Origin of the sequence: Chloracidobacterium sp., from assembly GCA_016715795.1 — a bacterium.
In the GTDB taxonomy this organism is placed as follows: Bacteria; Acidobacteriota; Blastocatellia; order Pyrinomonadales; family Pyrinomonadaceae; genus OLB17.
In genome coordinates this window covers 1833567-1858993 of sequence record JADJXP010000002.1, presented here as the reverse complement: position 1 = coordinate 1858993, position 25427 = coordinate 1833567, and the positions used below count along the sequence as shown (strand labels likewise).

The following is a 25427-nucleotide window of genomic DNA, read 5'->3' as shown; positions in this document are numbered from 1 at the left end:
ACAGATACAAAACCCCTTTCTTCTCTGTGTTTATCTGTGTCTATCTGTGGTTTCATTTCTTTCCTAAATAGTTACGACCCTCATTCGTCTCAATATCTTCGCTAATTCTATTCGTCCGCGGTTAATTCTGGATTTGACCGTGCCCTCGGGAATTTTCAATACGTCAACGATCTCTTGATATGTCAATTCCTCGATATCGCGTAATATCACACACGTTCTGAGGTCGGTCGGCAGCTTGTCGATGCCTTCCTGTACCTGCGAGGCAAGCTCCTTTCGCTCCATCTCGCGGTGTGCCGACGTTCCGGCGGCACGCAGGTGATACTGGTGATCGTCCACGGCGTCGGCCATCGAATTCTGCGGATTTCGCTGCCGGTGGCGGTAATCATCGATTATCAAATTGCGTGCGAGGCGCATCAGCCAATTCGCCAGGTCGCCCTGCTTCGGGTCGTACTGATCGAGCGACTTATAGACCCGAATGAAAACATCCTGCGTGAGGTCCTCGGCTGCGTCGGCGTTTGAGGTGAAGCGGTAGGCGAGATTGAATATCCGTCGGCTATACGCCGAGACAATGTCTTCCCACGCCGCGCCATCGCCTGAGCGTGCACGCCTCACGAGTTCCGCACCGTTTATCTCGGTCACAGCCTGAATAGCTTCCAATGAATCGTCTCCTCTAACCGATCCGTTAAGTCACCGACACGGCACGAACCCTCGCCTTGTCAATGATTGGTTACGAGACGCTAATTCCTAAAGTTCCACGAAAAAGGATATCAAACTTCGTGCCCGATGATGGTAGCTCCTTGATTCGTGCATTCGTGGCCAACAGTGCTTTCAACAGAATAGCCATGAATGCACGAATAAAACCAAATCAAGACACTGCCCCGATCAAAACGCCCATGCTCGGTTTCTCGCGCGGCCCATCATGCTTACGGCCAGCGAGACGGCGTCAACCTGGTCGTCGTGACGGGCGGCAGGGAATTGGCACACCTCATCGACAAACTCGTCTATCCAGGCCCCGCGCACGAGTATCACCTTGCCCTCTTCGGCGAGATTCAGCCACGCGAGGGCACGTGTCAGTTTATCCGTATCGACCCGCACGCCGCGAAACGCATAGCGGGCGAGGCCCGATTCGCGCCTCAAATCCTGCAAAAAAGCCTTGCCGTGCAGGGCCTCTTCAAAGCCGTGCTCGGTATTTTTCTCCGTCTTCATCTTCTCTATCGCAAATCGCCGCTGGTCGGGATACTCGATGCGCTTGCGAAAACCGTCCGCGATATACAAAAAGCCCTGCGCATCCTTGGCGCACCGAAAACTCGCCGTGTAATCCGCCGACGTCTTTGTCGAAACAGCCAGGTCGTAACCGCGCTTCCACTGCAGATTTGCTGGCGCGTGGTCAACGATCTTTCTAAACCATTCTCGCTTGAACCGCCCACCCTCAACCGGCGTCGGCCGCTGCTGATACAACGCCGAAAACGAGTACGACCCCAACTTGCGCCGTATCTTTAACAACGCCTCCTCGTTATACCGCTCCGGGCATAGCGCTTGCCCCGGCATGCGTCCTAATGCGTCTCTTTCGCGACCACGCTCACCTTCAGCATTCTCTAAGGCCTGGAAGGGCAGCTTGCTCCCGCCCGCTGTCGCTGGCGACTCCGTGGGCGGGGCCAAGGCCGCCTTCCCGACCTGCGAATTTACCGGTGTTGAATCTGATCCTTGAATACCTTCTGCCAATGCCGGAAGACTGATAACCTCCCACGCCTCGCCGCCGTCCGCCATTTCCTTCAGCAACCGTCCGGCCAGATCGTCCTCATGCCACCTCGTCTGTATCAGGATGATCGCCGCGTTAGGCTCCATTCGCGTGTAAATGTCGTCCGAAAACCATTCCCACACGCGGTCGCGATACGTCTTTGACTCCGCATCCGCGCGGTTCCTCACAGGGTCGTCGATCACGATCAGCCCCGCCCCAAAACCGGCGATGCCCGCGCCAACACCGACCGAACGCACCACTCCACCCGACGGCGTTTCCCACTCTGAAGCCATATTGAGTCTGCTTGAGGCGGGCGGGGCCAAGGCCGCCTTCCTGACCTGCGAATTGGCGGCAGTTGAATCTGACTGCTCATCGCCAGAGTGCTCTAAGGTCTGGAGGGGCAGCTTGTTTCCGCCCTTAGGGGTATCCAATCGTCCTTTCTGAACTATTCTCTTTATTTTGCGGCTAAACCTATCCGCCAGCCGCTGGTTATAGCTCCCCAGGATCACATTCAGCCCCGCATCGCGCATCAGCCGCCACGCCGTGTAGCGGACGGTGACCATCTCGCTCTTGCCGTGTCGCGGCGGCATAAAGATCATCAGCCGCTTACCCTTGCCCCGCGTGATCGCCGCCAGCCGCTCATAGACATAACGCTGATACCGCCACGACCACGTCCACTCGCCAAACTCGCTCGTCAGCCACTTTTCAAACTCGTCCTTCGGCGCGTTCCTGATCTCGCGTATCGTCAGCCCGCTATCCAGTTTGATGTCGAGCCACCCAAACCTCTCCGGCCACCCAAGCGTCTCTTTTCTGCCCCTCGCCCGCCTGTTGTATAAGACCTGCCGGTAAAACCCCGTCCACCCCAGCCCATGCATCTCCCGCTCAATAGCGGCTGTCTTCTTTCCCTCGTTCTGTAAATACAATGTCCTCGCATCCTCGACCATCTTCTGTGAAAGTTCGCGTCCCATGTCTGCTGCTCCTCGTTATGTGAAAAATATAGGTTTTAGATCGTATAACAGATATTGCAATCATTGTCAATAGTTGCTTGCGTGAGACAACCGGGAGTGAGAAAGTTATCTTCTTATTGCGGCTTTGCCGCTCTATTTGCGGAAAAGCTTCGCTTTTCCGGCAAGTGCCCCTAAACCCATTGCGGCTCTGCCGCCGTTCGGAGCGGCGGCATAGCCGCCAGTAGAGGATGACTCCCCGGAAAAGCAGAGCTTTTCCGCAAATAGAACGGCGGAGCCGTATACCGAGAACCCAAGGCCTATCTATTCCCCTTCGCCTGATTGTGCGTCTTGCAGAGCATCTCGCAGTTTTCGAGGGTTGAGGTGCCGCCTTTGCTCCACGCGGTCACGTGGTCGGCTTCCATTTCGGTTTGCTTGTAGATGCGGGTCTTGTTTGAGTCGTGGCCGATGGCGCAGAACGAGCAATTGGATTTGCCCTCAGCCTCTGCCGCCTGAGTTTGGCGCGCGTAGGCCGTTGATTTGGTGGCAACGTCAAACAGCCGTATATCGAGCAGCTGCGTCTTGGTCGAGCCGTCGAGAATATATTCAAAAATACCTTTCTTATTGACCACATACGGATCGGCGTAGAGCTTTTTGAGTTCGGCGGAGACTTTTTTCGGGTCGTAGGACGTCTTGTGGTACTTCTCATACCAGGCTCCCCATTCGAGCCCGCGCATTTCCTTTGGAACATCGAGAAAGACGCCCGAAACCCAATCGATCACCGTGTTGAAATAGTTCTTCAACTCGGTGATGTTGTTGTCCTTGCGGTGAGCACTCATGTATTTGCCGATGTTGCCCTTGCTCACCCAATCCAACGCCCGCTCCAGGAACTCCTGCCGATTAGCGCTGCCGCGGACGTATGCGCTCCATTTCTGAATATTCGCGTTCTGGCTGTTGCTAAACTCGATCTTCGCGGCTGACACGAACGGCCCGGAGTAAATGGCGTTCAGTAACTCCTGACTGTTGAGCGGCACGCCCGCGATGTTGATCGTCTCGAACCATTGCTTGATCTCGGTCTCTGTTCCTTCGCACTCATAGATCAATAACTTCGATTCCAGAATTCTTTTCCGTTGGTCGGCGGGCAGGCTGTCCATGTTCTTAGGATTGCCGTTGTCCATTATCGCGAACTTGTTCGTCACGAAGCGCCCAATACTTGTGATACGCTGCTGCCCGTCGAGCACCTCAAACTTGCCGCCGCCGACCGTGTTGAAATAGATCAGCCCAAGCGGATAACCCTTTAGAAGCGACTGAATGACGGCTTGCTCCCGCTTTCCTCCGCCGTCCGCGTAAATGTAGTTGCGCTGATACTCCGGTTGTATCGTCAGCTTTCCGCCGAGGCCATACAGCCCTTTGCCCTCGAATTGGTTATAAACAAACCCATCGCAGATGTCGGCGACGGTGAGATCGGTTCGCAGCTTCGTTTCCATAGGTTTGATTAATTGCCACTAGCTTTAGCTAGTTCGTTTGTCTTGATTAATTGCCACTAGCTTTAGCTAGTGGTTAAGGTCATGAAAAGGTACCGGGCTTTAGCCCAATCCTTTCTTAAAGCCTCCTCTCTCAAGAAAATCATCAAACTCGTCGTCAAACGGACGAACGCGATGATGCTCCTCTTGACCTTCGATGTACTTTTTGACACCCGGCAATACGGATTCGCTAACCGAAACCGCAAAATACTCCTCTTGCCAGCTAAAGCGGCCATGGACAAGCCGATTTTTGTTTATCCAGTGCGATGATTCACCTTTTAGCAGCCGCATTATCTCATCAAGATTTTGTCCGGAGCCCAAAGAAACAAGACAGTGAACATGCTGAACCCAGCCATTTAGGGCGGCGATAAAGATATTCTTTGATCGAGCGTTTTCGCGAATGTGCTCGAACACTTTGTGACGGATAGATTCCGTAAGCATTGGCTCGCGGTTTTTGGTCGTCCAGACGAAATGTATCCAAACACTTATGTGCGGCATAGCTTGTATTTCTTAGAATCTCCACTAGCTTTAGCTAGTGGACTGATTTCCTTTAGATTCCTGCGGCTTTAGCCGAATGTTGGGCTAAAGCCCAAAATCTGTGTCTGCCCGTTGACCACTAGCTAAAGCTAGTGGCAATTCATTCTCTCTGAATTTCCACTAGCTTCAGCTAGTGGGTTAAGTTTCACAATTGATCTCCGGCTTTAGCCGAATGTTGGGCTAAAGCCCAAGATCTGTCTGTGCCCGTTGACCACTAGTTAAAGCTAGTGGCAATTCATTCTCTCTGAATTTCCACTAGCTTCAGCTAGTGGGTTAAGTTTCACAATTGATCTCCGGCTTTAGCCGAATGTTGGGCTAAAGCCCAAGATCTGTCTGTGCCCGTTGACCACTAGCTAAAGCTAGTGGCAATTCATTCTCTCTGAATTTCCACTAGCTTCAGCTAGTGGGTTAAGTTTCACAATTGATCTCCGGCTTTAGCGGAATGTTGTGCTAAAGCCCAAGATCTGTGTGTGCCCGTTGACCACTAGCTAAAGCTAGTGGCAATTCATTCTCTCTGAATTTCCACTAGCTTCAGCTAGTGGGTTAAGTTTCACAATTGATCTCCGGCTTTAGCCGAATGTTGGGCTAAAGCCCAAGATCTGTCTGTGCCCGTTGACCACTAGCTAAAGCTAGTGGCAATTCATTCTCTCTGAATTTCCACTAGCTTCAGCTAGTGGGTTAAGTTTCACAATTGATCTCCGGCTTTAGCCGAATGTTGGGCTAAAGCCCAAGATCTGTGTGTGCCCGTTGACCACTAGCTAAAGCTAGTGGCAATTTATTCTCTCTGAATTTCCACTAGCTTCAGCTAGTGGGTTAAGTTTCACAATTGATCTCCGGCTTAGCCGAATGTTGGGCTAAAGCCCAAAATCTGTGTCTGCCCGTTGACCACTAGCTAAAGCTAGTGGCAATTCATTCCCCTTTTCGGCGGTGGCGGATGAAGATTCTGTCGTAGGTCCTTCTTCCATTAAGGATCGCACAACCGCCTCGATCCTCAGGATGGGGTGAATAACCCATCTGTTTCAACACTTCCGCTGGTGTGGACGCCCGAGTATTTCCACTTGCTTGCCAGATAATCTCGAACTGCTCCGGAGAGTACTTGTCGAGAAAACTGATCGGTACGCCCATCGTGCCTTCGTAGTCGCTCGCTATGGCATCAGTGAACGGTACTTCGATCGCAGTGTAGTTCTCGAAGACCTCATAAGCCGCTTTTCCACTAAGCTTCTTATTGAACTTCAAATTGTCCGCCATAGTCATGAGGTTCAGTCGCTGGTGGCGACGCCCATGATCTAGATTGGTAAACCACCGCACTCCCTTGACCCTTATGAACTTCGTTCCGTCCTTATCTACGCGCGAGCCGGCAGCATTGAGAGGGTAACTGTCGGGAACCTGAAATTCCCGGTCGCCACTGGTAATAGTTGGACCAAGCCACAGCTTGTCGCCCTGAAAATGTGGAAAGACTACCTTATATTTGATCGCGTTCAGGTTGCCAATGATTAGAAACTTCTTATTGTATTGGATGAGTTGCTCAATGTACTCACGGAACAGAGAGAACGGCGGGTTGGTGACCACGATGTCAGCCTGCTTGAGTAGGTCAATACATTCCTGGCTGCGGAAGTCGCCGCCCTGCGTCAGCGGTCGGCGCTTGTGAGGGTTTTGCTCAAAGAAAAGCTTAACGTCCTCAATGTCGGTCGCACCGTCTTCGTTGATGTCCGTAACTTGCTCGATCTCGAAGGCCACCGCCTTGGGCCTGTCGCGCCCGCCGTTTCCTTCGCTGTATTCTCCGAAAGTTAATTGTGCCCCCGCGATCGGCGAGCCGTCGTAGCTGGCAGTGACGAGCTTCTTGAGGCCAAGCTTGTTGAAGTTAGCGGCGAAGTACTTGAAGAAGTTGCTCTCAAACGGATCGTCACAGTTGCAGTAAACGACCTTATCGCGGAACGTATTCGGGTCGAACTCCAGATAAGCCTCGATCTCTTTCTGAATGTCGATGTATTGCGTATAAAACTCGTCCTTCTTCCCGGCCTTCGCGGCGTTCAGATCTCGATTCTGCGACTGTGTGCTCATCGGTTGGGAAAGGGCCCGCGGCATCGCTGCGAGTCGCCGCCGCATAATTGGGTGAAACTGGTTCAGGCGTTCACGCAGGCCCGCCGCAAATGTAGCACGAACCGGTGAATACTGATAGCGTCCTTTGCCGTGAGTGCTCACCTCGCGGTCCAGCCGTTGCCTACGGCGATGGTTTTGGCCAGTGGGAGCAGCATGATGCCGTCGTTTGTCATGTCTATCTCGTGAAAGAGGACGGTGCGTTCGATCTTGATCATCCAGTGTTTGCAGAATGGCAGTATGTGGACGACGCGGTTGCGGCCGTAGTCCTTTATTTTTAGCGGAAACGCGTTGCGGCGGCGTATGTCCTCTGGCTTGATGCCGATTATCCGCTCGTTCTCGTCGTAATGGAGTGTGACCGCCTTTGGTGCGCCGATAGCCTCAAATGCCTTTGGGTTGAGCCGCAGAACTCCGCGGTGATTGAGCGTGACCGTCACCGCATTTCGCGGGACGCGGTTTGGTGTTCCTTCAAATTCCTTTAGTCTCATGGCTTTATCTCCTGTGTAACTGTTAGGTCTATATATCATAGACGAAACATTGAATGATCGCAAGTCTTAATTCGTGCATTCGTGGCTGATCATGTCTTCAAAAGCAAATAGCCACGAATGCACGAATAAGACCAAATCTGCGCGATCCGTTGATCTGTTGAATTCCTGACGCTTCCGCACCCGCGAACCGTTGACGCGGACGACGCCCAAGCGGCGTATTGAAGCGGAACGGGCGCGAAAATTCACCAAAAAGTGTCGATACAACCGGTAAAATTTGTCGATACAAACGGCAGTTCTGTCGATACAGTTTTTGGGCGTTCCGGGCCTATGGTTCGCTGTCGGGGTTTAGGATTTTTGGGGGAATACGGTATCGTTTGTCTTTATGCTTAGTTGGCCGGGACTGTTATTGACGGTCGAATAGGGGCGAAGATTTGCGCAAGTATCTAAAATTCATCGTGCTGGTGCTCTTGATGCTGGTCCTGTTCTGGTACTTTGGCCGGAACCTCGACTGGCAGCAGGTGCGTGCCGGTTTGGCTAAGGCAGATCCGCTCTACCTCGGGCTTGCATTTGTCGGCATTTGCATCGGCTATTTTGTTCGTGCGGTCAGGTGGCAGGTGCTGCTCAGGCCGGTTGCCCATACAAGGATACGCGACCTTTTCGCGACGACGACGGTCGGCTTTGCGGCGATCCTGCTGGTCGGGCGTGCGGGCGAGATCGTGCGGCCGATGTGGCTGCCGATGCGTGACGAGCGCATCAGGCCAAGTGCGGCGTTGGTGACGATATTTATCGAACGCATCCTCGATCTGGCATCGCTGATGGCGTTCTTTTCGATCAGCCTCATCTGGTTTCGCAATCCGCCGGGCCACGAAGCAGAGTTTGCCTCGATCAAGGTCGTCGGCAATACGCTCGGCGGCATTATCGTGCTCGGTATCATCGGCCTGATCGTCTATTACCGGTATTCTGAGCCGATCATCGGCTGGTTCACGCGGCTGACTGACAGGCGGTTCATCCCGCGACGCGTGCGTGAGATATTCCTGAGCCTGCTCAAGCGGCTCGCCGTGTCGCTCGATATCCTAAAAAGCCCCGTCGATGTTGCCCTTGCGATCTTTTGGACGGCCGTGCTGTGGCTGGCGATCGCCCTTCCGACGTGGCTGATCCTGCTTGCATTCGGGCTGCCGGTGGCGTTTCTTGATTCGACGTTCGTGATGGGCGTGGCGTCGCTCGGTTCGCTGATACCGACGCCGGGCGGTGCGGCCGGGGCGTTCCATGCCGCGACGGCCGGCAGCATCATCATCCTCGGCTATGACCGCGACGTAGCCGCCGGCAGCTCGATAATGATGCACCTGATCTATTTCGTCCCGGCGCTGCTTTTTGGGCTATACTATCTGTTCCACGGCGATATCAGTGTCGAGAAGTTCCGCAGTCTGCTCTCAAGCGAGAACGCCGAGCGCGAGATCGAATCGGATTCGCCTGACTTCGTGCCGGAGAAATAGTGAACAACGAATAGCGAACAGTGAACAACGGACGCTATTCACTCTTAATTGCTCACTGTTAGTTATTCACTGTTCACTGCACTATGCGTTGTCCATTTTGCTCAACAATCGAAGATAAGGTCGTCGATTCGCGTGAGGCGAAGGATGGCGATTCGATCCGCCGGCGGCGCGAATGCCTGGGCTGCGGGCGGCGTTTCACCTCCTACGAACGCATCGACGAGATCCCGTACATGGTCGTCAAAAAGGACGGCAAGCGCGAGCATTTTTACCGCGACAAAGTAATGGCCGGCCTGCTGCGGGCCTGTGAAAAGCGGCCTATTTCCATGCCGCAGCTCGAAAAGATCGCCGACGAGGTCGAGCGCAACGTGCAGGACTCGCTCGACCGTGAGCTGTCCACGCAGGATATCGGCAAGACGATAATGCGCCGCCTAAAATCCCTCGACAAGGTAGCCTACGTCCGCTTCGCCTCGGTTTACCTGGAGTTCGAAGACATAGGAGCCTTTATGTCCGAACTAAAGATCCTCGTCGGCTCCCGAACGGCCGCCGATAAGAAAAAGAAGAAAAAATGACTTGAAATGCGAGGCGGTGGTAATAGAGAGGACGGGGTCAATCCTGCGATTTCGTTTGCATTCGTCTCGCCGTCCGAGATTCATATAAACGACTCGAATATCGCAGGATTGACCCCATCCTCTCACCATCCTCTCATCCGCTACCATCCGCTACTGCTCTCGCGTACGTTCCGTCTGCTTCGTCCTCGGTCTTTAGAACGTGGCCAATAATAGACCGTTCTCCCGCATTGATGCCGCCTCCCGACCCAGATGGGCTTTCAGGGGTCGATCGTAGCTGAGAGTATTTTGAGCCTCGGAAAGCACTTTCTTGGCCCACCTCCTAAAATCGGGAGCTTTTCGAACCAGTCGGCCCGACTTATCATAGTAATCACTTATGTAATACAGGCGACCGGGACGGAGAATATTGTTCTCGTGGACACAATGATTGAATTCGATTACCGGCGATCTAAGCTCATCGATGTGCCAATTATTCTGCGACGGCACGTGGATAGTGGATACCCCCGCTATGTCAGATTGTCTGACGAGATAAAAGTGATGCCACCGATTCCCATCTTCTATGAGATTGCTAGACTTAAGAACCCGGGGCTCCGGTCCGACAGATTTCTCGTGGAGTAACGCCGTTGGCTCCAGGGCGAGTAGATTTTCCTCTAAAGCCAAAAGGTCGTTCAAGGATAGATAGTATCTCAGCTGATGTCCCATGCTGCTAGAATGGCCAGACATATGGCTGCATGCCCGTCGCTTTAAAGATGTCATTATTCGCTGCTCGCTCACGAGCAACAGGAATGCCCCCCTTCGTTTGCCATCCCACTTGGTGGAACTCGACAGGTACCCCGTTCCTTAGAGCGGCAACATCAGCAAAGCGACGGCACTTTGCTCCGCCTGGGGTAGGGATATGATATTCCCTGGCTGGCCGTAGTCGACGAGATTCCTTACATGGTCGTCAAAAAGGACGGCAAGCGCGAGCATTTTTACCGCGACAAAGTAATGGCCGGCCTGCTGCGGGCCTGTGAAAAGCGGCCTATTTCGACGCCGCAGCTCGAACGCATCGCCGACGAGGTCGAACGCAACGTGCAGGATTCGCTCGACCGCGAGCTGTCCACGCAGGATATCGGCAAGACGATAATGCGCCGCCTCAAATCCCTCGACAAGGTAGCCTACGTCCGCTTCGCCTCGGTCTATCTAGAGTTCGAAGACATAGGTGCATTTATGTCCGAACTAAAGATCCTCGTCGGTGCCCGCACCTCCGCGGATAAGAAAAAGAAGAAGAAGTAGCCTGCCCACGGATCTGACCTGCTCCCGTAAAATTACCCCAAGTGGAAAGCAAGAATCAAATAGAATGGAGGAAGGTTCTTGCAATGAGGAAAAAGTATACGGAAGAGCAGATCGTGGGGATCTTGCGAGGGGCGGAGGCGAGCGGGAAAGGCGTTAAGGAATATTGCCGTGAGAAGGGAGTGCACGAGACGACGTTCTACGGGTGGAAGAAGCGGTTTGGGTCGATGGATGTCGAGGAGGTACGGGAGTACCGAACGCTGGTGCAGGAGAACGCACGGTTGAAGCGTCTGCTGGCTGAGCGCGATCTTGAGATCGACGCGATCAAAGAGGTGCTTAAAAAAAAGTGGTAGGCGTGTCGGACCGGCGAGAGGCAGTGAGGATAATGATCGGTGCGGGTATGAGCGAGCGGTTCTCGTGTGCTTTGTTGGAACTGGAGCGAAAGAGCTATCGGTACGAGCGGCGAGAGCGAGCACCTGACCCGATCTCAGAGCGGATAAAGGAGTTGGCGCTTGCTTATCCGCGATTCGGGTATCGGCGGATATGGGCGATGCTGCGACGGGCCGGAGAGGTGGTGAACATCAAGCGTGTGCATCGCTGGTGGAAGAAGCTGAAGCTGCAGCTTGCGAGGAAAAGGCCGAAAAGACGGCGTCAGGACGTGCAGATGATCGTTCCAAAGGCCGAGAAGGCGAACCAGGTGTGGACTTACGATTTTGTATTCGATCAGGCAGTTTCGGGGCGAAAGCTGAAGATGCTGACGCTGGTTGATGAATACACGAGGGAATGCCTTGCGGTCGAGGTCGCATCATCGATCACGGCGAGGGGCGTGAGACGGGTGCTTGAGCGGGTTTGCCGCGAGAGAGGATGCCCTCAGATGATCCGCTCGGACAACGGCAGTGAATTCATCGCCGGGGCGACCCGCGAATGGCTCTCGGCAAACAACATTCAGCCGATGTTCATCGCACCGGGCAAGCCTTGGCAGAACGGCAAATGCGAGAGCTTTAACGGCAAGCTGCGCGATGAACTGCTGGGCCAAAGGTGGTTCAGTTCGATGTGGGAAGCACGGGTAGTGATCGAAAGCTGGCGGAAATTCTATAACACGACGCGCCCGCATTCGTCGCTTGGCTATCTCACACCCGCCGAGTTTGCTGCCAGCCTCGCCTCCGGCTCGGCTGCCACCAAACTCGATCACGATCCGACGGCAGTTAGACCAAAAACACTAGCTTTCCACCTGGGGTAAAAACAGGGGGCTGGACAGATCGGCCACTTTGTATCGACAAATTCCCCGGTTGTATCGACAAAATTCCCCGGTTGTATCGACAAATTCCCCGGTTGTATCGACAAAATTCCCCGGTTGTATCGACAAAATTCCCCGGTTGTATCGACAAAATTCCCCGGTTGTATCGACAAAATTCCCGGGTCTATAGACAAATTTTCCCACCTATCGACAGAAAGGCGGCTCGTGCCGGAGTCGAATCGATGATCCCATGACGTGGAGGAATTCATTGAATCCCGGAAGCAGCCCGAACTACGGAATCGTCGATTCTCAATTCTCACCGTTTGGGGCCCACCCAAACACCGGCGGGTTCCTGACGCCAGAATTCCGAATTCTCCATTCTCCATTCTCAATTGAAGGAGCCCGCCCGCCCCCGCAAAAACCGCTCGGGCGCGGTATAATTTTGTGCAAAATATGGAAAGTGCTCTGGTAGCATTTGAGGCCTACAGGATACGCCGGCTTTACGACGAGCAGGCCGAGGCGTGGTATTTCTCAGTGATCGACGTGGTCGGGGCACTGACCGATAGCGCGAATCCGCGTGATTACTGGTTTAAGATGAAACGCCGCGTTAAAGGCGAGGATGGATTTGAACTGTCGACAATTTGTCGACAGTTGAAGCTGACCGCACCCGATGGAAAGATGCGTGAGACCGACTGTGCCGATGTCCAAGGCCTGCTGCGAATTATCCAGTCAATCCCTTCACCGAAAGCGGAGCCTTTCAAACAGTGGCTGGCGAGGGTCGGTTATGAAAGGATCAAGGACATGCGTGATCCGGCGAATTCGCTGGACCGGGCTCGCGATTATTGGAAGCAGCAGGGCCGAAGCGAGAAGTGGATCCAGCAGCGGATGATGGGCCAGGAGACCCGAAACAAGCTGACCGATTACTGGAAGGACCACGAGATCACGACGCAGGAAGAATACGCGATCCTCACCAACATCATCCATCAGGAATGGAGCGGCGTCACGGTCAAAGAGCACAAAGACATCAAGGGGCTCAAGACGCAGAACCTCCGCGATCACATGTCCGAGGCCGAACGGATCTTTACCGCGCTCGCCGAACTCTCGACCCGACAGATCGCCGAGAGCGAAAATGCGATCGGAATGGACGAAAACTCGACCGCCGGCCAAAAAGGCGGCCGCATCGCAAAACGCGCCCGCCTCGAACTCGAAGACAAAACCGGCCGCCGCGTCGTCACCGGCGAAAACTTCCTGCCGCCGCCAACCAGCCCTCAAAAGAAATTACGTAAGAAGTAAGAGAAAAGACGGCCCCGCGTTCGTACATTCTGAATTCTGAATTCTCACCGTTTTGGGCCTACCTAAACACTGGCGGGTTCCTGACGGCAGAATTCTCAGTTGAAAGCGCCCGCCCCCGCAAAAAACGGCCGTTCCGTAATTTAATCTGGGGCGGAAGCTGCAAGAATTAGCTTTTGAAAACCGACTCGTTATGAAACGCGAGGAAACCCGATTCAGGACGGAACTTGTCCGGCAGCGAGATTTCGCGATCTTCGTACTCAAGGAAGAATACTTGTACGAATTCTCGGCTGCTTGACTCTTTGAGGCGAGCGGAGACCTTCACCTTGAAGTCAGTCGTAATTGTAATTAGGCCTTGGTCAAACGCTTTGTCATGCAATGAGTTCAAGCAAAGACCGTTCTGCGGGTTCGTTCGGTTGGCAACGTCGCTGCGCCAAGGGACGATGTGACTGGCGACTAGAAGCGATGGCATATCCAGACCGGTGATACAGCATTTGCTTCCATAGATCGACATTACGGACTGACGAAAGAAACTCTGATTTACACGAACTCTGACAAGACTTTCCCTTTCATCGCCGACGGGCCGGCCTGAAAGATCAAGATCGGCGATTTGTTCGATTGTCTTATTTTCGAATTGAGCAACCAGGAGTTCGCTCTGAAATGCCAACTCCTCCCAGTTGCTATGGAACTCATCCCAGATCTCTTTATCGAGTTTGCCTGTATTTGGTAGACCTCCAATGCCGCGCTTTTTTAGCTCTGGGTCAAAGCTCCCGAAATTACCGAGCTTGAACGCAACTGCAGACGGTGTCCGTCCGATGAGCTTTGCGACCCTGATCACATCGGGATTACCTTGAACCGACTTGCTAAATGGGATCTTGCAATAGAGATTGAATGCAACGATTAGTTGTTCTCGCGTCCAATTGTTCGCCATAGTGGAACATATTTATCACAAAACTCAGGTCCCTGGGTTCGGAATCACCCATTTGTCCATGATTATTCGAGGCCGAAGGGGTTTTTGCCGTTTCTTTGCTCTCCCAATAACATAGAACTTTATGGTCGAGTTGGGGGATACGAATTGAGAACTGAAAATTCTGGCGTCGTTGGACTGTGCTAGTATCGAAGCGTATGGAAAACGAGCTTTTGGGGCGGATCACGATCAATCCTGAGGTTTGTCATGGCAAGCCGACGATCAGGAATAAGCGGTATCCCGTCGAGAACATGCTCGAATTGATGGCTTCGGGGATGAGCGCGGAGGAGATACTCGCGGACTATGAGGATCTCGAACAAGCTGACCTCGATGCTTGTCTGCTGTTCGCGGCGTAGTTGTTATGGAAGTAGTCAACCTAAAGGCCCATTTTGACGGGGAGCATATTGTGCTGAATGAGCCGTATGAGCTGGAGCCGGATACAGAATTGGTCGTTAGCGTCGTCCAGTCGACTAACGGCCATGGGGCGAACTTATATGCACTTGCGTTAGAGGGCTTGGAGCGCGCCTATGGCTCGGAAGAGCCGGAATACCCGACCGAACTGATCAAGGAACACAATCCTGCGTATGAAGGAAGGTGACATCGTCCTGGTGGCGATGCCTCAGGCCGATAACGCCGTCAAGAATCGCCCGGTCGTCTTTTTGCGCGAGATGCGGCCGTTTGCGGACGCGCTTGTGTGCGGCGTCAGTACACAGATGCGGCAGATGGTCGCGGGCTTTGACGAGTTTGTGTCGGGCGAAGATGAAGATTACAGTTCAACCGGCCTCGTCGAACCATCGCTGATACGCCTGGGATTCCTCGCCGTCATTCCCCAAAGCAAGATCGCCGGGTCTATCGGCGCCATCTCTTCGATTCGACATCGACGATTGCTTGAGAAATTGGGCAGCTACTTGACCCGGCAGTAGCGGTTTTTGCCGTTTCTCAGTAATTCCCATAACATAGAAGTTTATGGTCGAGTTGGATGAATTTCCGGTGGCGTTGGCTGAGGCTGAGATCGTTGAGCCGATGATGCAGATCCCGGCGGAGCTGCCGGTGCTGCCTTTGCGGGATATTGTTATTTATCCGTTTATGATCGTGCCGCTGTTTGTTTCGCGGGACAGGTCGATACGGGCGGTGGAAGAGGCGTTGAATAAGGACCGGATGATATTGCTGGTCTCGCAGAAGGACGTCAATAAAGAGGAGCCCGAGCAGGCGGACCTTTATACGGTGGGCACGGTGGCGATCATCATGCGGATGCTCAAGCTGCCGGACGGGCGAATTCGCATATTGATACAGGGGCTGTCGCGCGTGCGGGTGGACAAGGTCGATGGCGGCGGGCAGTATGTCACCTCCCAGGTCACGCCGATCACAGAGCCGATGGGCGGCGAGAATAACCTGAAGGTCGAGGCTTTGATACGCAATGTTCGCGGGTCGATGGACAGGGCCGCGAGCCTGGGCAAGAACATCTCGCCCGAGGTGCTGGCGATCATTGCGAACCTCGACGACGCGGGCCGGCTGGCCGATCTCGCAGCATCGAATCTCGAGCTAAAGGTCGAAGACGCTCAATCGGTGCTCGATATCGAGGACCCCGTGCCGCGGCTCAAGCGCGTGAATGATCTGCTGTCAAAAGAGATCGACGTGCTGACCGTTCAGCAGGAGATCAACGCGCAGGCGCGCTCCGACATCGACCGTTCGCAGCGGGAATATTTCCTCAGGCAGCAGTTAAAGGCGATCCAGGCAGAGCTTGGCGAGGGCAATGAGCTGTTTGAGGAGATCGAGCAGTATCGCGACAAGATCCTCAAGGCAAAGATGCCCGAGGCGGCCGAGGAAGAAGCGCTTAGGCAATTGAAGAAGCTCGAACGGATGCATCCCGACACGGCCGAGACGGCTACCTTAAGGAATTGGCTGGACGTAATGACGGAACTGCCGTGGTCGAAGCAGTCAAAGGACAATCTCGATCTCAAGAAGGCCGAGAGAATTCTGGACGCCGACCATTACGGCCTCGAACGCGTCAAGGAACGCATCGTCGAGGCGTTGGCCGTGCGCAAATTGCGTGAGAAGCCAAAGGGCTCGATCCTGTGTCTCGTCGGGCCGCCGGGCGTGGGTAAGACCTCGCTGGGAAGGTCGGTCGCGAGGGCTTTGAACAGGAAGTTTGTGCGGCTGTCGCTTGGCGGTTTGCACGACGAGGCGGAAATCCGCGGGCATCGCCGCACTTACGTCGGTGCGATGCCGGGGCGGATCATTCAGGGAATTCAGCAGGCGGCCACGAACAATCCGCTGATAATGCTCGACGAGATCGATAAGGTCGGTGCGGATTTTCGCGGCGACCCGTCGTCGGCGTTGCTCGAAGTGCTCGATCCGGAGCAGAATTTTGCGTTTCGCGACAACTATCTGAACCTGACATTCGACCTCTCGAACGTGATGTTCATGACCACGGCGAACATGCTCGACACGATCCAGCCGGCCCTGCGCGACCGCATGGAGACGATCTCGCTGTCGGGCTACACCGAGGAAGAAAAGCTCGAGATCGCCAAACGTCACCTTATCCCCAAACAGATCGACGAGAACGGCCTTGAGAAAAAGGACGTCAAATTCGAGGCGAAGGCCATCAAGCGGATCATCAGCGAATACACGCAGGAGGCCGGCCTCCGGCATCTCGAACGCGAGATCGGCAAAGTCTGCCGCCGTGTCGCCAAAGCAAAGGCGGAGGCCGACGGTGATTTTGCACCGACGCGTGTAACGCCGGAGAACCTGAAGGAATTCCTGCGTGTGCCCAAGATCTTTACTGAAGGAGCCTTGAAAAAGGATGAGATCGGCACCGTTACGGGCCTCGCGTGGACGGCGGTTGGCGGCGATATCCTGTTTATCGAGGCGTTGAAAACCAAGGGCAAGGGTAAGCTGCTGCTCACGGGCCAGCTTGGCGAGGTAATGCAGGAATCGGCACAGGCGGCGTTCTCTTACGCTAAGGCCCGAGCCGGCGATCTGGGCATAGACGACAGCGTGTTTGAGAATTTTGATATACATATTCATCTGCCCGAAGGTGCCGTGCCAAAGGACGGGCCGAGCGCCGGTGTTTCGATGGCAACTGCTTTGGTTTCAACACTTGCACAGCGTCCGGTGCGAAAGGATGTCGCGATGACCGGCGAGATCACGCTTCGCGGCAACGTGCTGCCGATCGGCGGCGTCAAGGAAAAGCTACTCGCGGCGCGACGGGCAAAGATCAAGACCGTCATTTTGCCCGCTCCCAACGAGCGAGATCTTGAGGACCTGCCGCAGGAAGTTCGCGACGATTTGACGTTTATTTTTGTCGAGAACGTGCGGCAGGTGTTCGACGTCGCACTCCGCGAGGCAAAGCCTCAGGTTGAAAAAGTGAAGGTCAAGGCATTGAAAGCGGCCTAGCTCGCAGGTTTGCTTAACTCTCTGCGTGTCACTGCGCATTTTCTCTGCGAACTCTGCGAGGAACAAAACTTCCACGCAGAGAGCACAGAGAGAAGACGCGGAGGTCGCGGAGGAGCAGTTTTCCGGGGTTCGAAAGCGTTGACAGCGGTTCTGATGAGGTGTAACCTAGTTTGAGTTATATGTCCGATAATTTCGCCTTATGGAAACGGCGGAACTTTGGGCTTATGTGTGCGTTTATATATTGGCATTGGTGATATTTCTTCTTGACCTTATTCGCCTCGCCTGATGTTTTTGGAGTCAGACGAAATTTAATGGGAAAAATCCTAAGCAGTTCTATTGTTCTTAGTTTGTTCTTTGTCTTTGTCCTCGGCCTGACCGCGAATGGCCAGACCGAGGACGTCGCTCGGACACAGGCCTTGATCAACAAGGTGCTGGATGATGCGGGCGTTTCATTTCGTGAAGGGCTGCTGGCCTATGCCGACAATGATCGACACGCGGCCGGCGAGAAGTTCAATAAGGCCGTCGAGGCCTTCCTTTATTCGACGATACAGCGTGATCAGCGGCTCGAGAGCTGTTATAGCCAGTTGATCGAGACGATCTACCTGATCGAGTTCCCGACAGACAGGAACACCCCGAAGGTAAGGAATCTCGCGTTGACCTGCGGCTGGAACAGCATCGATTCGTCACTTGCGGATCGAGTAGCCGCCATCACTCGCGCGACGCCAAAGACGCCGGTGCCTTCGTCGACGACGTTGGCAGCGAACCTGACACCGACCGAGACTGTTGGTTTCACTTCGCAGGAGCACACGCCGTCACCGCTGGATGATCTGACAAGATTAGAACTCAACGCCGACGAGCAGGACCTCGGCTCGTCTGCCGCTCAGGAGCAGTTTCAATATGCTCAGGTCGCAGTGGCAAATCGGTCGCTGGGCTTTTCGTTCCGCGTGCATCCGATGATCCAGCAGTACATCAACTATTATCGCGGCCGCGGGCGCACCACGATGGAGGTTGGGCTGTATCGGTCGGGGATGTTCATGCGTATGGCTCGGCGCATATTCCGCGAAGAGGGAATTCCCGAGAATGTTGCATGGCTCGGCCAGGTCGAATCGGCGTGGAAGCCGTCGGCATTGTCATGGGCGGCCGCTTCGGGCCTGTGGCAGTTCATCCCGGGAACCGGAGCCCGCTATGGGCTGCGCAGGACGGCCCACATCGACGAGCGGAACAGTTTTGACGAAGCAACACGTGCGTCGGCACGGTATCTGAAGTTTCTTGCCAATCGATACAACGGCAACTGGGAACTCGCGCTCGCTGCGTACAATTCAGGTGAAGGTAACGTTGATCGAGCCATCCGCCGTGCGGGCGTGGCCGATTTTTGGACGGCCTATCCGTATCTGCCGCAGGAAACGCGTAACTACGTGCCGAATATTCTCGCCACGATCCTGATCGCCAACAACCCGAACCAATATGGTTTCGGCCACATTCGCCCGGCGGCCCCGCTGATGTATGACCGCATTCGCGTGCCGGCCTCGACGAGCCTTAATGCCGTCGCTCAGGCGTCTGATACGACGGTGCAGTACCTGCGTTACCTGAATCCGCACCTTCGCAGCAATATGACGCCGCCTGAGCCTTACATCATCAACATTCCGCAAGGCAAGGCCAATGAGGCCGTAGCGGCATTCAGACGCTTTCCGGCCCAGGCTGAGCCTGTGGGCAACCGCGTCGTGCGGACCGGATCGTCGCGACCGACCGGTGCCCCGGCGGTCAGCCCAAAAGTGAAGCGTAAGAATTAGAAAAGGCGTTCTGTTTGGCGAACTCGCAGCCGGGGCTGGCAGGTCCCGGCTTATTGTTGCCTTGACATCACGAGTAACTGTAACTATACTGGTTACAATTATGGCGGCAAACAGTCAATTCTCGGTAGCTTTGCACGTCCTGGCCATGCTGGCCGGCGCGGGCGAGGACAACGTGAAATCCGAGTGTATAGCCGCCAGCGTCAACACCAATGCGGTCGTTATTCGACGCCTGCTTGGGCAGCTCGGGCACGCGGGGCTTGTTGCGTCGCAGACCGGCGCTTTTGGCGGGACACGGCTTGCCAAACCGGCGAGCAAGATCACGCTGTGTGATATCTACAAGGCGGTTTCGTGCGGCGAGGTGTTTGCCCTGCATCACAATCCGCCAAATCAGGATTGTCCTGTTGGGCGAGGGATCGAGACAGTATTGTGCAACCTGCAGAAAGAGATAGACCATAGCGTAGGTGAAAAGCTCAGCCAATATACGCTCGCGAGCGTGATGTCGATGGTCATGCAGGCAAATGCCTAATTATGGGTATGGATATGATGAGATCACTTTATCCGATAGTTCTGGCTGTAGTCGTGACGGTTTCGGCGTGTGCCGATCCGGCGGCCAATAAGCCAAAGGCGCAGACGAACGAGCCGACGTCGAACACGGCCGGTTCGCCGACCGACCTGAAGAGCAGCGGCACGGCGTTGAGCATTACGCCCGAGAACTCGAAGATCGAATTCACAGGCTCAAAGGTGACGGGCAAGCACGACGGCGGCTTTAAGAGTTTTAGAGGAATGATCGACTTGGTTGGCGAGAAAGCCGAGTCAAGCAAAGTGGCGGTCGAGATCGAGATGGCGTCTGTCTTTGCCGATGCCGACGGGCTCACGAAGCACCTGCAGACGGCCGACTTCTTTGATGTGGAAAAGTTTCCGCGTGCGACGTTTGTCTCGACCAAGATCGAGCCCGTGGCCGGTGGCGGCCATTCGGTTACAGGCGATCTTGAGCTTCGCGGCGTGAAGAAGTCCGTCACGTTCCCGGCAACGATCACGATCAAGCCGGACGCAGTCGAGGTCAAGGCTGAATTCTCGATCAACCGTAAGGACTTTGGCATCGTCTATGCCGGCAAGGCGGATGACCTGATCCGTGATGACGTGGTGATAAGGCTCGATTTGATGTCGCCAAGGAAAAAGTGAGAGCTTACGAGATAAGGAAATTTGGGATCGACAACCTGACGCTCGCCGAGCGTGAAGTGCCCGTGCCGGCCGCGGGCGAGGTACTGGTCAAGATGCACGCGGTGTCGCTGAACTATCGCGACATAATGATCGTCGAAGGCACCTATAATCCGCGGATGTGGCTGCCGGTGGTGCCGTTCTCGGACGGTGCCGGCGAGGTGGCCGCTGTCGGCGAGGGCGTGACAAAATGGAGCGTTGGAGACCGCGTCTGTTCGGTCGCAATTCCCGCATGGATCGATGGCGAGCCGTCGGTCGACAAATCAAGGTCGGCGATCGGCGCCGGTCGCGCTGACGGCGTGCTGAGAGAATACGCGACGTTCGATCAAGAGGCGTTGGTTGCGTGTCCCGATCACCTTTCGTTCGAAGAAGCAGCGACGCTGCCGTGTGCGGCGGTGACGGCGTGGAATTCGCTGGTCGTTTCAGGTAATGTGCAGCCCGGCGAATCGGTGCTGACGTTGGGGACCGGCGGCGTGTCGGTATTTGCCGTCCAGTTTGCCAAGATGTTCGGGGCCAGAGTGATCGCCACGTCGAGCAGCGACGAGAAGCTCGCCCGCATTCGTGAGCTGGGCGCGGACGAGACTATCAACTATCGCGAGACGGAGAATTGGGACGACGCCGTGCTCGCATTGACCGATGGGCGAGGCGTTGATCACGTCGTCGAGGTTGGCGGAACGGGCACGCTGACCAGATCGGTCAAGGCCGTTCGCGTTGGCGGTCATATAGCTCTGATCGGAGCACTCGATATGTCGGGCGGATTCAATCCGATACCGATCTTTATGAAGGGTATTCGCGTGCAGGGCATCTTTATCGGGTCGCGGCAGATGTTTGAGGATATGAATGAAAGGATATCGGCTGCTGAGATGCGGCCGGTGATCGACAGGACGTTTGGGTTTGATGAGGTGAGAGATGCCCTGATGTATATGGCCGCTAGCTCACATTTTGGCAAGATCGTCGTGAAGTTTTAGGCCGCAGAGGACAACCGCGGCGAGAATTAGTTAGTATTAACAACAAGCAATAATTTCAATGATCTTAGGAGATATCTAATGGCACATTTTGCAAATGAAGTGACAGACACAAATTTTGGGACCGATGTTTTGGGCTCGGACAAGCCGGTTTTGGTGGACTTTTGGGCCGAGTGGTGCGGCCCGTGTCGGATGATCGCACCGACCGTGGAGGCAATCGCCGAGGAATACAAAGACAATGCGAAAGTCTATAAGATGAACGTGGACGAGAATCCGAGCGTGCCGCAGCAATTCGGCATTCGCGGCATCCCGACGCTGATCCTGTTCAAGGGCGGACAGGAACAGGAACGCATCGTCGGGGCCGTGACACGTGACGCGATAGCAAGGGTGATCGACAAATACGTTTGATCGTCTGGTCAGCGAAACGAAATTAAGGCTGGGCGTTTGTCGCCCAGCCTTTTCTAACTCTCTCGACCTGTTGAGGATCAGTGTGTATTGTAGTCAGCAACGGGATAGTCCCCATTCTGGCCGTGAGTAAAGGCAAAGAAGCCCGCGGCGGAACCATTTACATAGAAAGCCGATTGGTTCGGTGTAAGACTTGTCCGGTACACGGCCTGATCGGTTCGCCCATCTCCATCGTAGTCGCCCTGGGCGCGATAGTCGCCCGAATTACCAAAGATCGTCTCGACGATCTGCGTGCCCGGAATCGAACTTGGGTCGTAGAACCAGTGCATCTGACCACTTATGGAACGTGTCACGGCCAGATCCGTCTTGCCGTCTCCATCATAATCGCCGGGAACGATAAAATCATCCGGCTTGCCAAAGACGATCTGCGAGAAACTGCCATCAAAGTAACGGATAAAGAATATCGCAGATCCGCCGGCACCTCGCTGCACGGCCGCATCCATCCGCCCGTCGCCATCATAATCGCCCGGTGCTTCAAAATCACCATACTGGCCCCATTGGATCGGGAGGTAGCCGCCGTCTGAACTCTTCCGAATGTGCCAGAAACTCTGCTCTCCGGGAGCGGCCCCTTTTCTATACACGGCGCAGTCGGTCTTGCCATCGCCGTCATAGTCACCGATTATTTCGGGGAAATCACCGGTCTTTCCCCATTGAACGGGCACGAAGGTCGAATCAGAGCTGCGCAGGATATAGAAAAAGGCCACTGGGTCAGGCCGCCATACCACCACGTCCGATTTGTGGTCACCGTCAAAGTCGCCCGAAAGCTGAGTATCGCGGGCAATGCCAAAGACGTCGGTCTGGCCGCCACCGACACCGTTATAAGACGTGAACCATGCTGTCTGGCCGTTTGCTCCGCCGCCGATGTTGCGAACGACCGTCCAGTCGGTTCGGGTGTCGCCATTCATGTCCACTACATGCTGTCCCTCCGCGACGCTGTTGAGGCTGAGGCTCGCCGCTGTTATCGAGCCCGTGTCGCCCGCTCCGTAATCCCGAACTCGAAGTGTCCACGTGCCATTGATCTGGCCGTTTGACATTCCGGCAAAGCTTGGCAGCATCAATGAATTGGTTCCACCGCTCGGCCCACCTCCTCCGTCTGACACTCTATAGGAACCGGGAGCCACCACCGTGCTCGGGTCTGCGGCGGCTGCCGCCTCCCACCAGCTTGGTGTTTCAGGGCTGCGGTCGGCAAACGAATAGGGGCCACCAAAATTCGAAGAGTCGCCGCACAGGGTCGGAGTCGTTGCTCCTGTGCGCGAGAAAACGAGCCTGCCATGAGTAAATCCGGGATTGATTAAGGCCACGTCCATATCACCCATCCAGGAATGTGTGCCCGTCAGGTTGACGCTTACATGAGTAAGGGGGCCGGCGAATCCGGATACCGTGAATGTAATGTCGAGCGGGGCTCCGGCCGTGCCGCAGGCGCCGGGGCCATCGGGGATCGGGCCGAGACTGCCGGGATTGGCGTTATAGGTCACAGCCGGTGTCGCGATCGCCGCCAAGACGATGATCGAACCTGTCATGACGGAGATCCAGGCAAAATTAAAAAGTGCTTTCATGTTATTCCCTCCTGTGTTGGGGCCGAAATAATGGTTGATATCTGGGTCTCATACACAATCTTCGGCGACAATTTCGATGGTGTCAATAGCAATGTGGTCGACCGAAAAAAAAAGCCGGTGGCCCAGGGCCACCGGCAGAAAAAGGGGATAAATTTGTCCTATTTGTTACCCTCCGCTAACGATCTCTTCTGCGACAATTTCGTCGCCGGTCTGGCCAAACGGGAAGAACTCCCAGACGCCGGTCGCCTTGCGGATCATATATGTGCCCGGCGAACCCGGCACCCACACGGCTATGTCCGTCCGCAGATCGCCGTCGTAGTCGCCAGGCGCCAGCTGCGCGGTTTGCGGGTCGATCCCGCCTATGGTATATGGCTGGGCCCCTGTCCCGCCTCCATCCGCCTCAAGGATGTAAAATTCACCGCCGCCCGGAATCTCACGAGCAACGGCGATGTCTGTGCGTCCGTCACCATCGTAATCACCCGGGACAAATGCATCTGTCGCCAATCCGAAATAGACCACGTTAAAGCTGCCGTTAGACGAATTGCGGATATAGATGACAATCTGGCCGCCTACGTCCCGTCCGACGACGGCGTCATATTTACCGTCTCCGTCGTAATCACCGGGTGCGGCCCGATCGCCGGCCTGTCCCCAACAGATCGGCGTGAAGTCGGCCCCGGGCACTGATGACGGACGATAGTAGAAAACCGATTTCCCCACACCGCACGGGTCGGCCGCCGTTCCGTTCTCACGGAATACCGCAAGATCAGCTTTACCGTCACCGTCCCAGTCGCCTGTAATACGGGATTCGTCGGTGCCGTTGCCGAACTGGTCGGCCCGGAATGTTCCGTTCGAACTATTCAGTATGTAGTAGTACGACCGATTGTTAGGGCCCGTGTCACGCCTCCAGACGGCGATATCAGCCTTGCCGTCTCCGTCATAATCTGCGGTAGCCTCCTCGTCCTCGTCTAATCCCCACTGACGGGCAAATGTGGTTGAGGAACCCGCATATTGGCCGTACCAGACCTTGAGGCCGCCCTCATTGCGTGCGACCGCATAATCTGAGCGGCCATCGCCGTTGAAATCAACGTGCGTTCGTCGCGTCTGGACCGGGCCGTTGGCCGTGACGCTGATGTTGTCGATGCCGAGCCACTCATCGCTGCCCCCCGCATTCGTTGTCAGGATGCGGATCTGCAGATTGGCCTGATTGTTCGCCTGCGGCGGAAGTGTCACGTCGATCGGCGTGTCCAGGGTCAGGCTGGGGCCGGCACTTGCGTCGGCGATGTAGCTGCCAGGAACATTCGAGAAGTCACCCGTACTCCCCACTCGATACTGGACGGCAACCTGCTGGACCGAATTGTCTGCTGTGTCGTCGATGTCGCGAACGAGGCACTGGAAACGGATATTGCTCTGGCCGGTCGTATTGAGATAAATAACGAGATTGGGTGCGTCCGCCGTTCCCGATCCCTGCAGGCCGACGACAGGATTGGTGATCTCAAACTCACCGACACCGCCGTTAGTGGCGGTCGCATTTGTGAGATTGGCGATAACGTCGAGCGTAGTCATGTCCACGAGGACCGTGCGGGGATCGACATTGGTGATCGCGCCCGCCGGATTGTAATCGCCCAGAAAGCCCTGGATGCCGGGAACAGCGGACCAGTCATCGGCGGTCGTGATCATGCCCGTATTCGTCCAGTCCTGCGTGAACGGCAGGGTCTGAGGTGTCGTGTTCGCAGGGCGCGTGGCAGCCACCGCCTTTCTGTCATCCGACCCCGAACGCTCGGCGAGAACGCCGGCTGTCTGATAGTTCAAACCTGCCGCTGCAGCAACGGCTGTGAGTGCTGCATAAAAAAGTACTTTCTTCATCATTCCTCTCCCGAAAATCTTG

23 protein-coding genes are annotated in these 25427 nt (G+C 55.1%); 14 read left to right on the top strand and 9 right to left on the bottom strand.

Features of this window, described 5'->3' with window-relative positions; translation table 11 throughout:
• Nucleotides 1–63: 63 nt before the first annotated feature.
• The 6 genes from IPM59_13585 to IPM59_13560 all read right to left on the bottom strand — a co-directional run bounded on the left by IPM59_13585 (nucleotide 64) and on the right by IPM59_13560 (nucleotide 7327).
• Nucleotides 64–639: a sigma-70 family RNA polymerase sigma factor gene (locus IPM59_13585; protein ID MBK9216600.1), complete on the bottom strand. Its 576-nt coding sequence runs from the start codon at nucleotides 637–639 to the stop codon at nucleotides 64–66.
• Nucleotides 640–882: 243 nt separating this feature from the next.
• Nucleotides 883–2706, bottom strand: coding sequence for a phage terminase large subunit (terL, locus tag IPM59_13580; protein ID MBK9216599.1), 1824 nt, complete (start codon nucleotides 2704–2706; stop codon nucleotides 883–885).
• 296 nt (nucleotides 2707–3002) lie between these two features.
• Entirely contained in the window at nucleotides 3003–4169 is a 1167-nt protein-coding gene (locus tag IPM59_13575; GenBank protein MBK9216598.1) for a DUF262 domain-containing protein, read from the bottom strand.
• A gap of 99 nt (nucleotides 4170–4268) precedes the next feature.
• Nucleotides 4269–4703 (bottom strand): IS200/IS605 family transposase, encoded by a 435-nt coding sequence (gene tnpA, locus IPM59_13570; GenBank protein ID MBK9216597.1) that lies wholly within the window; start codon nucleotides 4701–4703, stop codon nucleotides 4269–4271.
• 948 nt (nucleotides 4704–5651) lie between these two features.
• Nucleotides 5652–6803 (bottom strand): adenine-specific methyltransferase EcoRI family protein, encoded by a 1152-nt coding sequence (locus IPM59_13565; protein ID MBK9216596.1) that lies wholly within the window; start codon nucleotides 6801–6803, stop codon nucleotides 5652–5654.
• A gap of 137 nt (nucleotides 6804–6940) precedes the next feature.
• Complete coding sequence (locus IPM59_13560; protein MBK9216595.1) at nucleotides 6941–7327, bottom strand: hypothetical protein; 387 nt, start codon at nucleotides 7325–7327, stop codon at nucleotides 6941–6943.
• A gap of 431 nt (nucleotides 7328–7758) precedes the next feature.
• Between IPM59_13560 and IPM59_13555 the strand changes: the two genes are divergently transcribed.
• The 5 genes from IPM59_13555 (at nucleotide 7759) to IPM59_13535 (ending at nucleotide 13188) form a co-directional block, all read left to right on the top strand.
• Nucleotides 7759–8820, top strand: a complete 1062-nt coding sequence (locus tag IPM59_13555) for a flippase-like domain-containing protein (GenBank protein ID MBK9216594.1) — start codon at nucleotides 7759–7761, stop codon at nucleotides 8818–8820.
• A gap of 83 nt (nucleotides 8821–8903) precedes the next feature.
• Nucleotides 8904–9389 carry a transcriptional repressor NrdR gene (nrdR, locus tag IPM59_13550; GenBank protein MBK9216593.1) on the top strand — a complete coding sequence of 162 codons (486 nt, stop codon included), beginning with the start codon at nucleotides 8904–8906 and terminating at the stop codon, nucleotides 9387–9389.
• 933 nt (nucleotides 9390–10322) lie between these two features.
• Nucleotides 10323–10661: a transcriptional repressor NrdR gene (gene nrdR / locus IPM59_13545; GenBank protein ID MBK9216592.1), complete on the top strand. Its 339-nt coding sequence runs from the start codon at nucleotides 10323–10325 to the stop codon at nucleotides 10659–10661.
• Between the two features lie 83 nt (nucleotides 10662–10744).
• Nucleotides 10745–11898 (top strand): IS3 family transposase gene (locus tag IPM59_13540; protein ID MBK9216591.1). Its coding sequence is split into 2 segments (ribosomal slippage): nucleotides 10745–10997 and nucleotides 10997–11898, totalling 1155 coding nucleotides; the frame shifts between segments, so codons are not numbered across the junction.
• A gap of 450 nt (nucleotides 11899–12348) precedes the next feature.
• Nucleotides 12349–13188: a Bro-N domain-containing protein gene (locus IPM59_13535; GenBank protein MBK9216590.1), complete on the top strand. Its 840-nt coding sequence runs from the start codon at nucleotides 12349–12351 to the stop codon at nucleotides 13186–13188.
• 166 nt (nucleotides 13189–13354) lie between these two features.
• On the opposite strand, the gene IPM59_13530 is transcribed toward IPM59_13535, so the two are convergent.
• Nucleotides 13355–14116 (bottom strand): HNH endonuclease, encoded by a 762-nt coding sequence (locus IPM59_13530; GenBank protein MBK9216589.1) that lies wholly within the window; start codon nucleotides 14114–14116, stop codon nucleotides 13355–13357.
• A gap of 194 nt (nucleotides 14117–14310) precedes the next feature.
• Here IPM59_13530 and IPM59_13525 point away from each other — a divergent pair, with 194 nt between their 5' ends.
• The 9 genes from IPM59_13525 (at nucleotide 14311) to trxA (ending at nucleotide 21929) form a co-directional block, all read left to right on the top strand.
• Complete coding sequence (locus tag IPM59_13525; GenBank protein ID MBK9216588.1) at nucleotides 14311–14508, top strand: DUF433 domain-containing protein; 198 nt, start codon at nucleotides 14311–14313, stop codon at nucleotides 14506–14508.
• A gap of 5 nt (nucleotides 14509–14513) precedes the next feature.
• The gene (locus IPM59_13520; protein MBK9216587.1) at nucleotides 14514–14750 is read left to right on the top strand and encodes a hypothetical protein; all 237 of its coding nucleotides are present in this window, start codon (nucleotides 14514–14516) and stop codon (nucleotides 14748–14750) included.
• Entirely contained in the window at nucleotides 14737–15075 is a 339-nt protein-coding gene (locus IPM59_13515) for a type II toxin-antitoxin system PemK/MazF family toxin (protein MBK9216586.1), read from the top strand. Before IPM59_13520 ends, IPM59_13515 begins: the two co-directional genes overlap by 14 nt.
• A gap of 100 nt (nucleotides 15076–15175) precedes the next feature.
• On the top strand, nucleotides 15176–17548 hold the full coding sequence (gene lon / locus IPM59_13510; GenBank protein ID MBK9216585.1) for an endopeptidase La: 2373 nt from the start codon (nucleotides 15176–15178) through the stop codon (nucleotides 17546–17548).
• A 311-nt stretch (nucleotides 17549–17859) separates the two neighbouring features.
• Nucleotides 17860–19338 carry a lytic transglycosylase domain-containing protein gene (locus IPM59_13505; GenBank protein MBK9216584.1) on the top strand — a complete coding sequence of 493 codons (1479 nt, stop codon included), beginning with the start codon at nucleotides 17860–17862 and terminating at the stop codon, nucleotides 19336–19338.
• 100 nt (nucleotides 19339–19438) lie between these two features.
• Nucleotides 19439–19864 carry an Rrf2 family transcriptional regulator gene (locus tag IPM59_13500; GenBank protein ID MBK9216583.1) on the top strand — a complete coding sequence of 142 codons (426 nt, stop codon included), beginning with the start codon at nucleotides 19439–19441 and terminating at the stop codon, nucleotides 19862–19864.
• 8 nt (nucleotides 19865–19872) lie between these two features.
• Nucleotides 19873–20520, top strand: coding sequence for a YceI family protein (locus IPM59_13495; GenBank protein MBK9216582.1), 648 nt, complete (start codon nucleotides 19873–19875; stop codon nucleotides 20518–20520).
• Entirely contained in the window at nucleotides 20517–21524 is a 1008-nt protein-coding gene (locus IPM59_13490) for an NAD(P)-dependent alcohol dehydrogenase (protein ID MBK9216581.1), read from the top strand. The genes IPM59_13495 and IPM59_13490 overlap by 4 nt, the downstream gene beginning before the upstream one ends.
• A gap of 78 nt (nucleotides 21525–21602) precedes the next feature.
• Nucleotides 21603–21929, top strand: coding sequence for a thioredoxin (gene trxA, locus IPM59_13485; GenBank protein MBK9216580.1), 327 nt, complete (start codon nucleotides 21603–21605; stop codon nucleotides 21927–21929).
• A gap of 77 nt (nucleotides 21930–22006) precedes the next feature.
• Here the strand turns inward: trxA and IPM59_13480 are convergent, their stop codons facing one another.
• Both IPM59_13480 and IPM59_13475 read right to left on the bottom strand, forming a co-directional pair.
• Nucleotides 22007–23542: a VCBS repeat-containing protein gene (locus IPM59_13480; protein MBK9216579.1), complete on the bottom strand. Its 1536-nt coding sequence runs from the start codon at nucleotides 23540–23542 to the stop codon at nucleotides 22007–22009.
• A gap of 165 nt (nucleotides 23543–23707) precedes the next feature.
• Nucleotides 23708–25405, bottom strand: a complete 1698-nt coding sequence (locus IPM59_13475; protein MBK9216578.1) for a VCBS repeat-containing protein — start codon at nucleotides 25403–25405, stop codon at nucleotides 23708–23710.
• Nucleotides 25406–25427: the final 22 nt, after the last annotated feature.

Excerpts from the sequence above, each read along its gene's own strand:
- terL (MBK9216599.1), bottom strand. The coding sequence starts at position 2,706 with ATGGGACGCGAACTTTCACAGAAGATGGTCGAGGATGCGAGGACATTG.
- IPM59_13575 (MBK9216598.1), bottom strand. The coding sequence starts at position 4,169 with ATGGAAACGAAGCTGCGAACCGATCTCACCGTCGCCGACATCTGCGAT.
- tnpA (MBK9216597.1), bottom strand. The coding sequence starts at position 4,703 with ATGCCGCACATAAGTGTTTGGATACATTTCGTCTGGACGACCAAAAAC.
- IPM59_13565 (MBK9216596.1), bottom strand. The coding sequence starts at position 6,803 with ATGAGCACACAGTCGCAGAATCGAGATCTGAACGCCGCGAAGGCCGGG.
- IPM59_13560 (MBK9216595.1), bottom strand. The coding sequence starts at position 7,327 with ATGAGACTAAAGGAATTTGAAGGAACACCAAACCGCGTCCCGCGAAAT.
- nrdR (MBK9216593.1), top strand. The coding sequence starts at position 8,904 with ATGCGTTGTCCATTTTGCTCAACAATCGAAGATAAGGTCGTCGATTCG.
- nrdR (MBK9216592.1), top strand. The coding sequence starts at position 10,323 with ATGGTCGTCAAAAAGGACGGCAAGCGCGAGCATTTTTACCGCGACAAA.
- IPM59_13535 (MBK9216590.1), top strand. The coding sequence starts at position 12,349 with ATGGAAAGTGCTCTGGTAGCATTTGAGGCCTACAGGATACGCCGGCTT.
- IPM59_13530 (MBK9216589.1), bottom strand. The coding sequence starts at position 14,116 with ATGGCGAACAATTGGACGCGAGAACAACTAATCGTTGCATTCAATCTC.
- IPM59_13525 (MBK9216588.1), top strand. The coding sequence starts at position 14,311 with ATGGAAAACGAGCTTTTGGGGCGGATCACGATCAATCCTGAGGTTTGT.
- IPM59_13520 (MBK9216587.1), top strand. The coding sequence starts at position 14,514 with ATGGAAGTAGTCAACCTAAAGGCCCATTTTGACGGGGAGCATATTGTG.
- IPM59_13515 (MBK9216586.1), top strand. The coding sequence starts at position 14,737 with ATGAAGGAAGGTGACATCGTCCTGGTGGCGATGCCTCAGGCCGATAAC.
- lon (MBK9216585.1), top strand. The coding sequence starts at position 15,176 with ATGATGCAGATCCCGGCGGAGCTGCCGGTGCTGCCTTTGCGGGATATT.
- IPM59_13505 (MBK9216584.1), top strand. The coding sequence starts at position 17,860 with ATGGGAAAAATCCTAAGCAGTTCTATTGTTCTTAGTTTGTTCTTTGTC.
- IPM59_13500 (MBK9216583.1), top strand. The coding sequence starts at position 19,439 with ATGGCGGCAAACAGTCAATTCTCGGTAGCTTTGCACGTCCTGGCCATG.
- IPM59_13495 (MBK9216582.1), top strand. The coding sequence starts at position 19,873 with ATGGATATGATGAGATCACTTTATCCGATAGTTCTGGCTGTAGTCGTG.
- trxA (MBK9216580.1), top strand. The coding sequence starts at position 21,603 with ATGGCACATTTTGCAAATGAAGTGACAGACACAAATTTTGGGACCGAT.
- IPM59_13480 (MBK9216579.1), bottom strand. The coding sequence starts at position 23,542 with ATGAAAGCACTTTTTAATTTTGCCTGGATCTCCGTCATGACAGGTTCG.
- IPM59_13475 (MBK9216578.1), bottom strand. The coding sequence starts at position 25,405 with ATGAAGAAAGTACTTTTTTATGCAGCACTCACAGCCGTTGCTGCAGCG.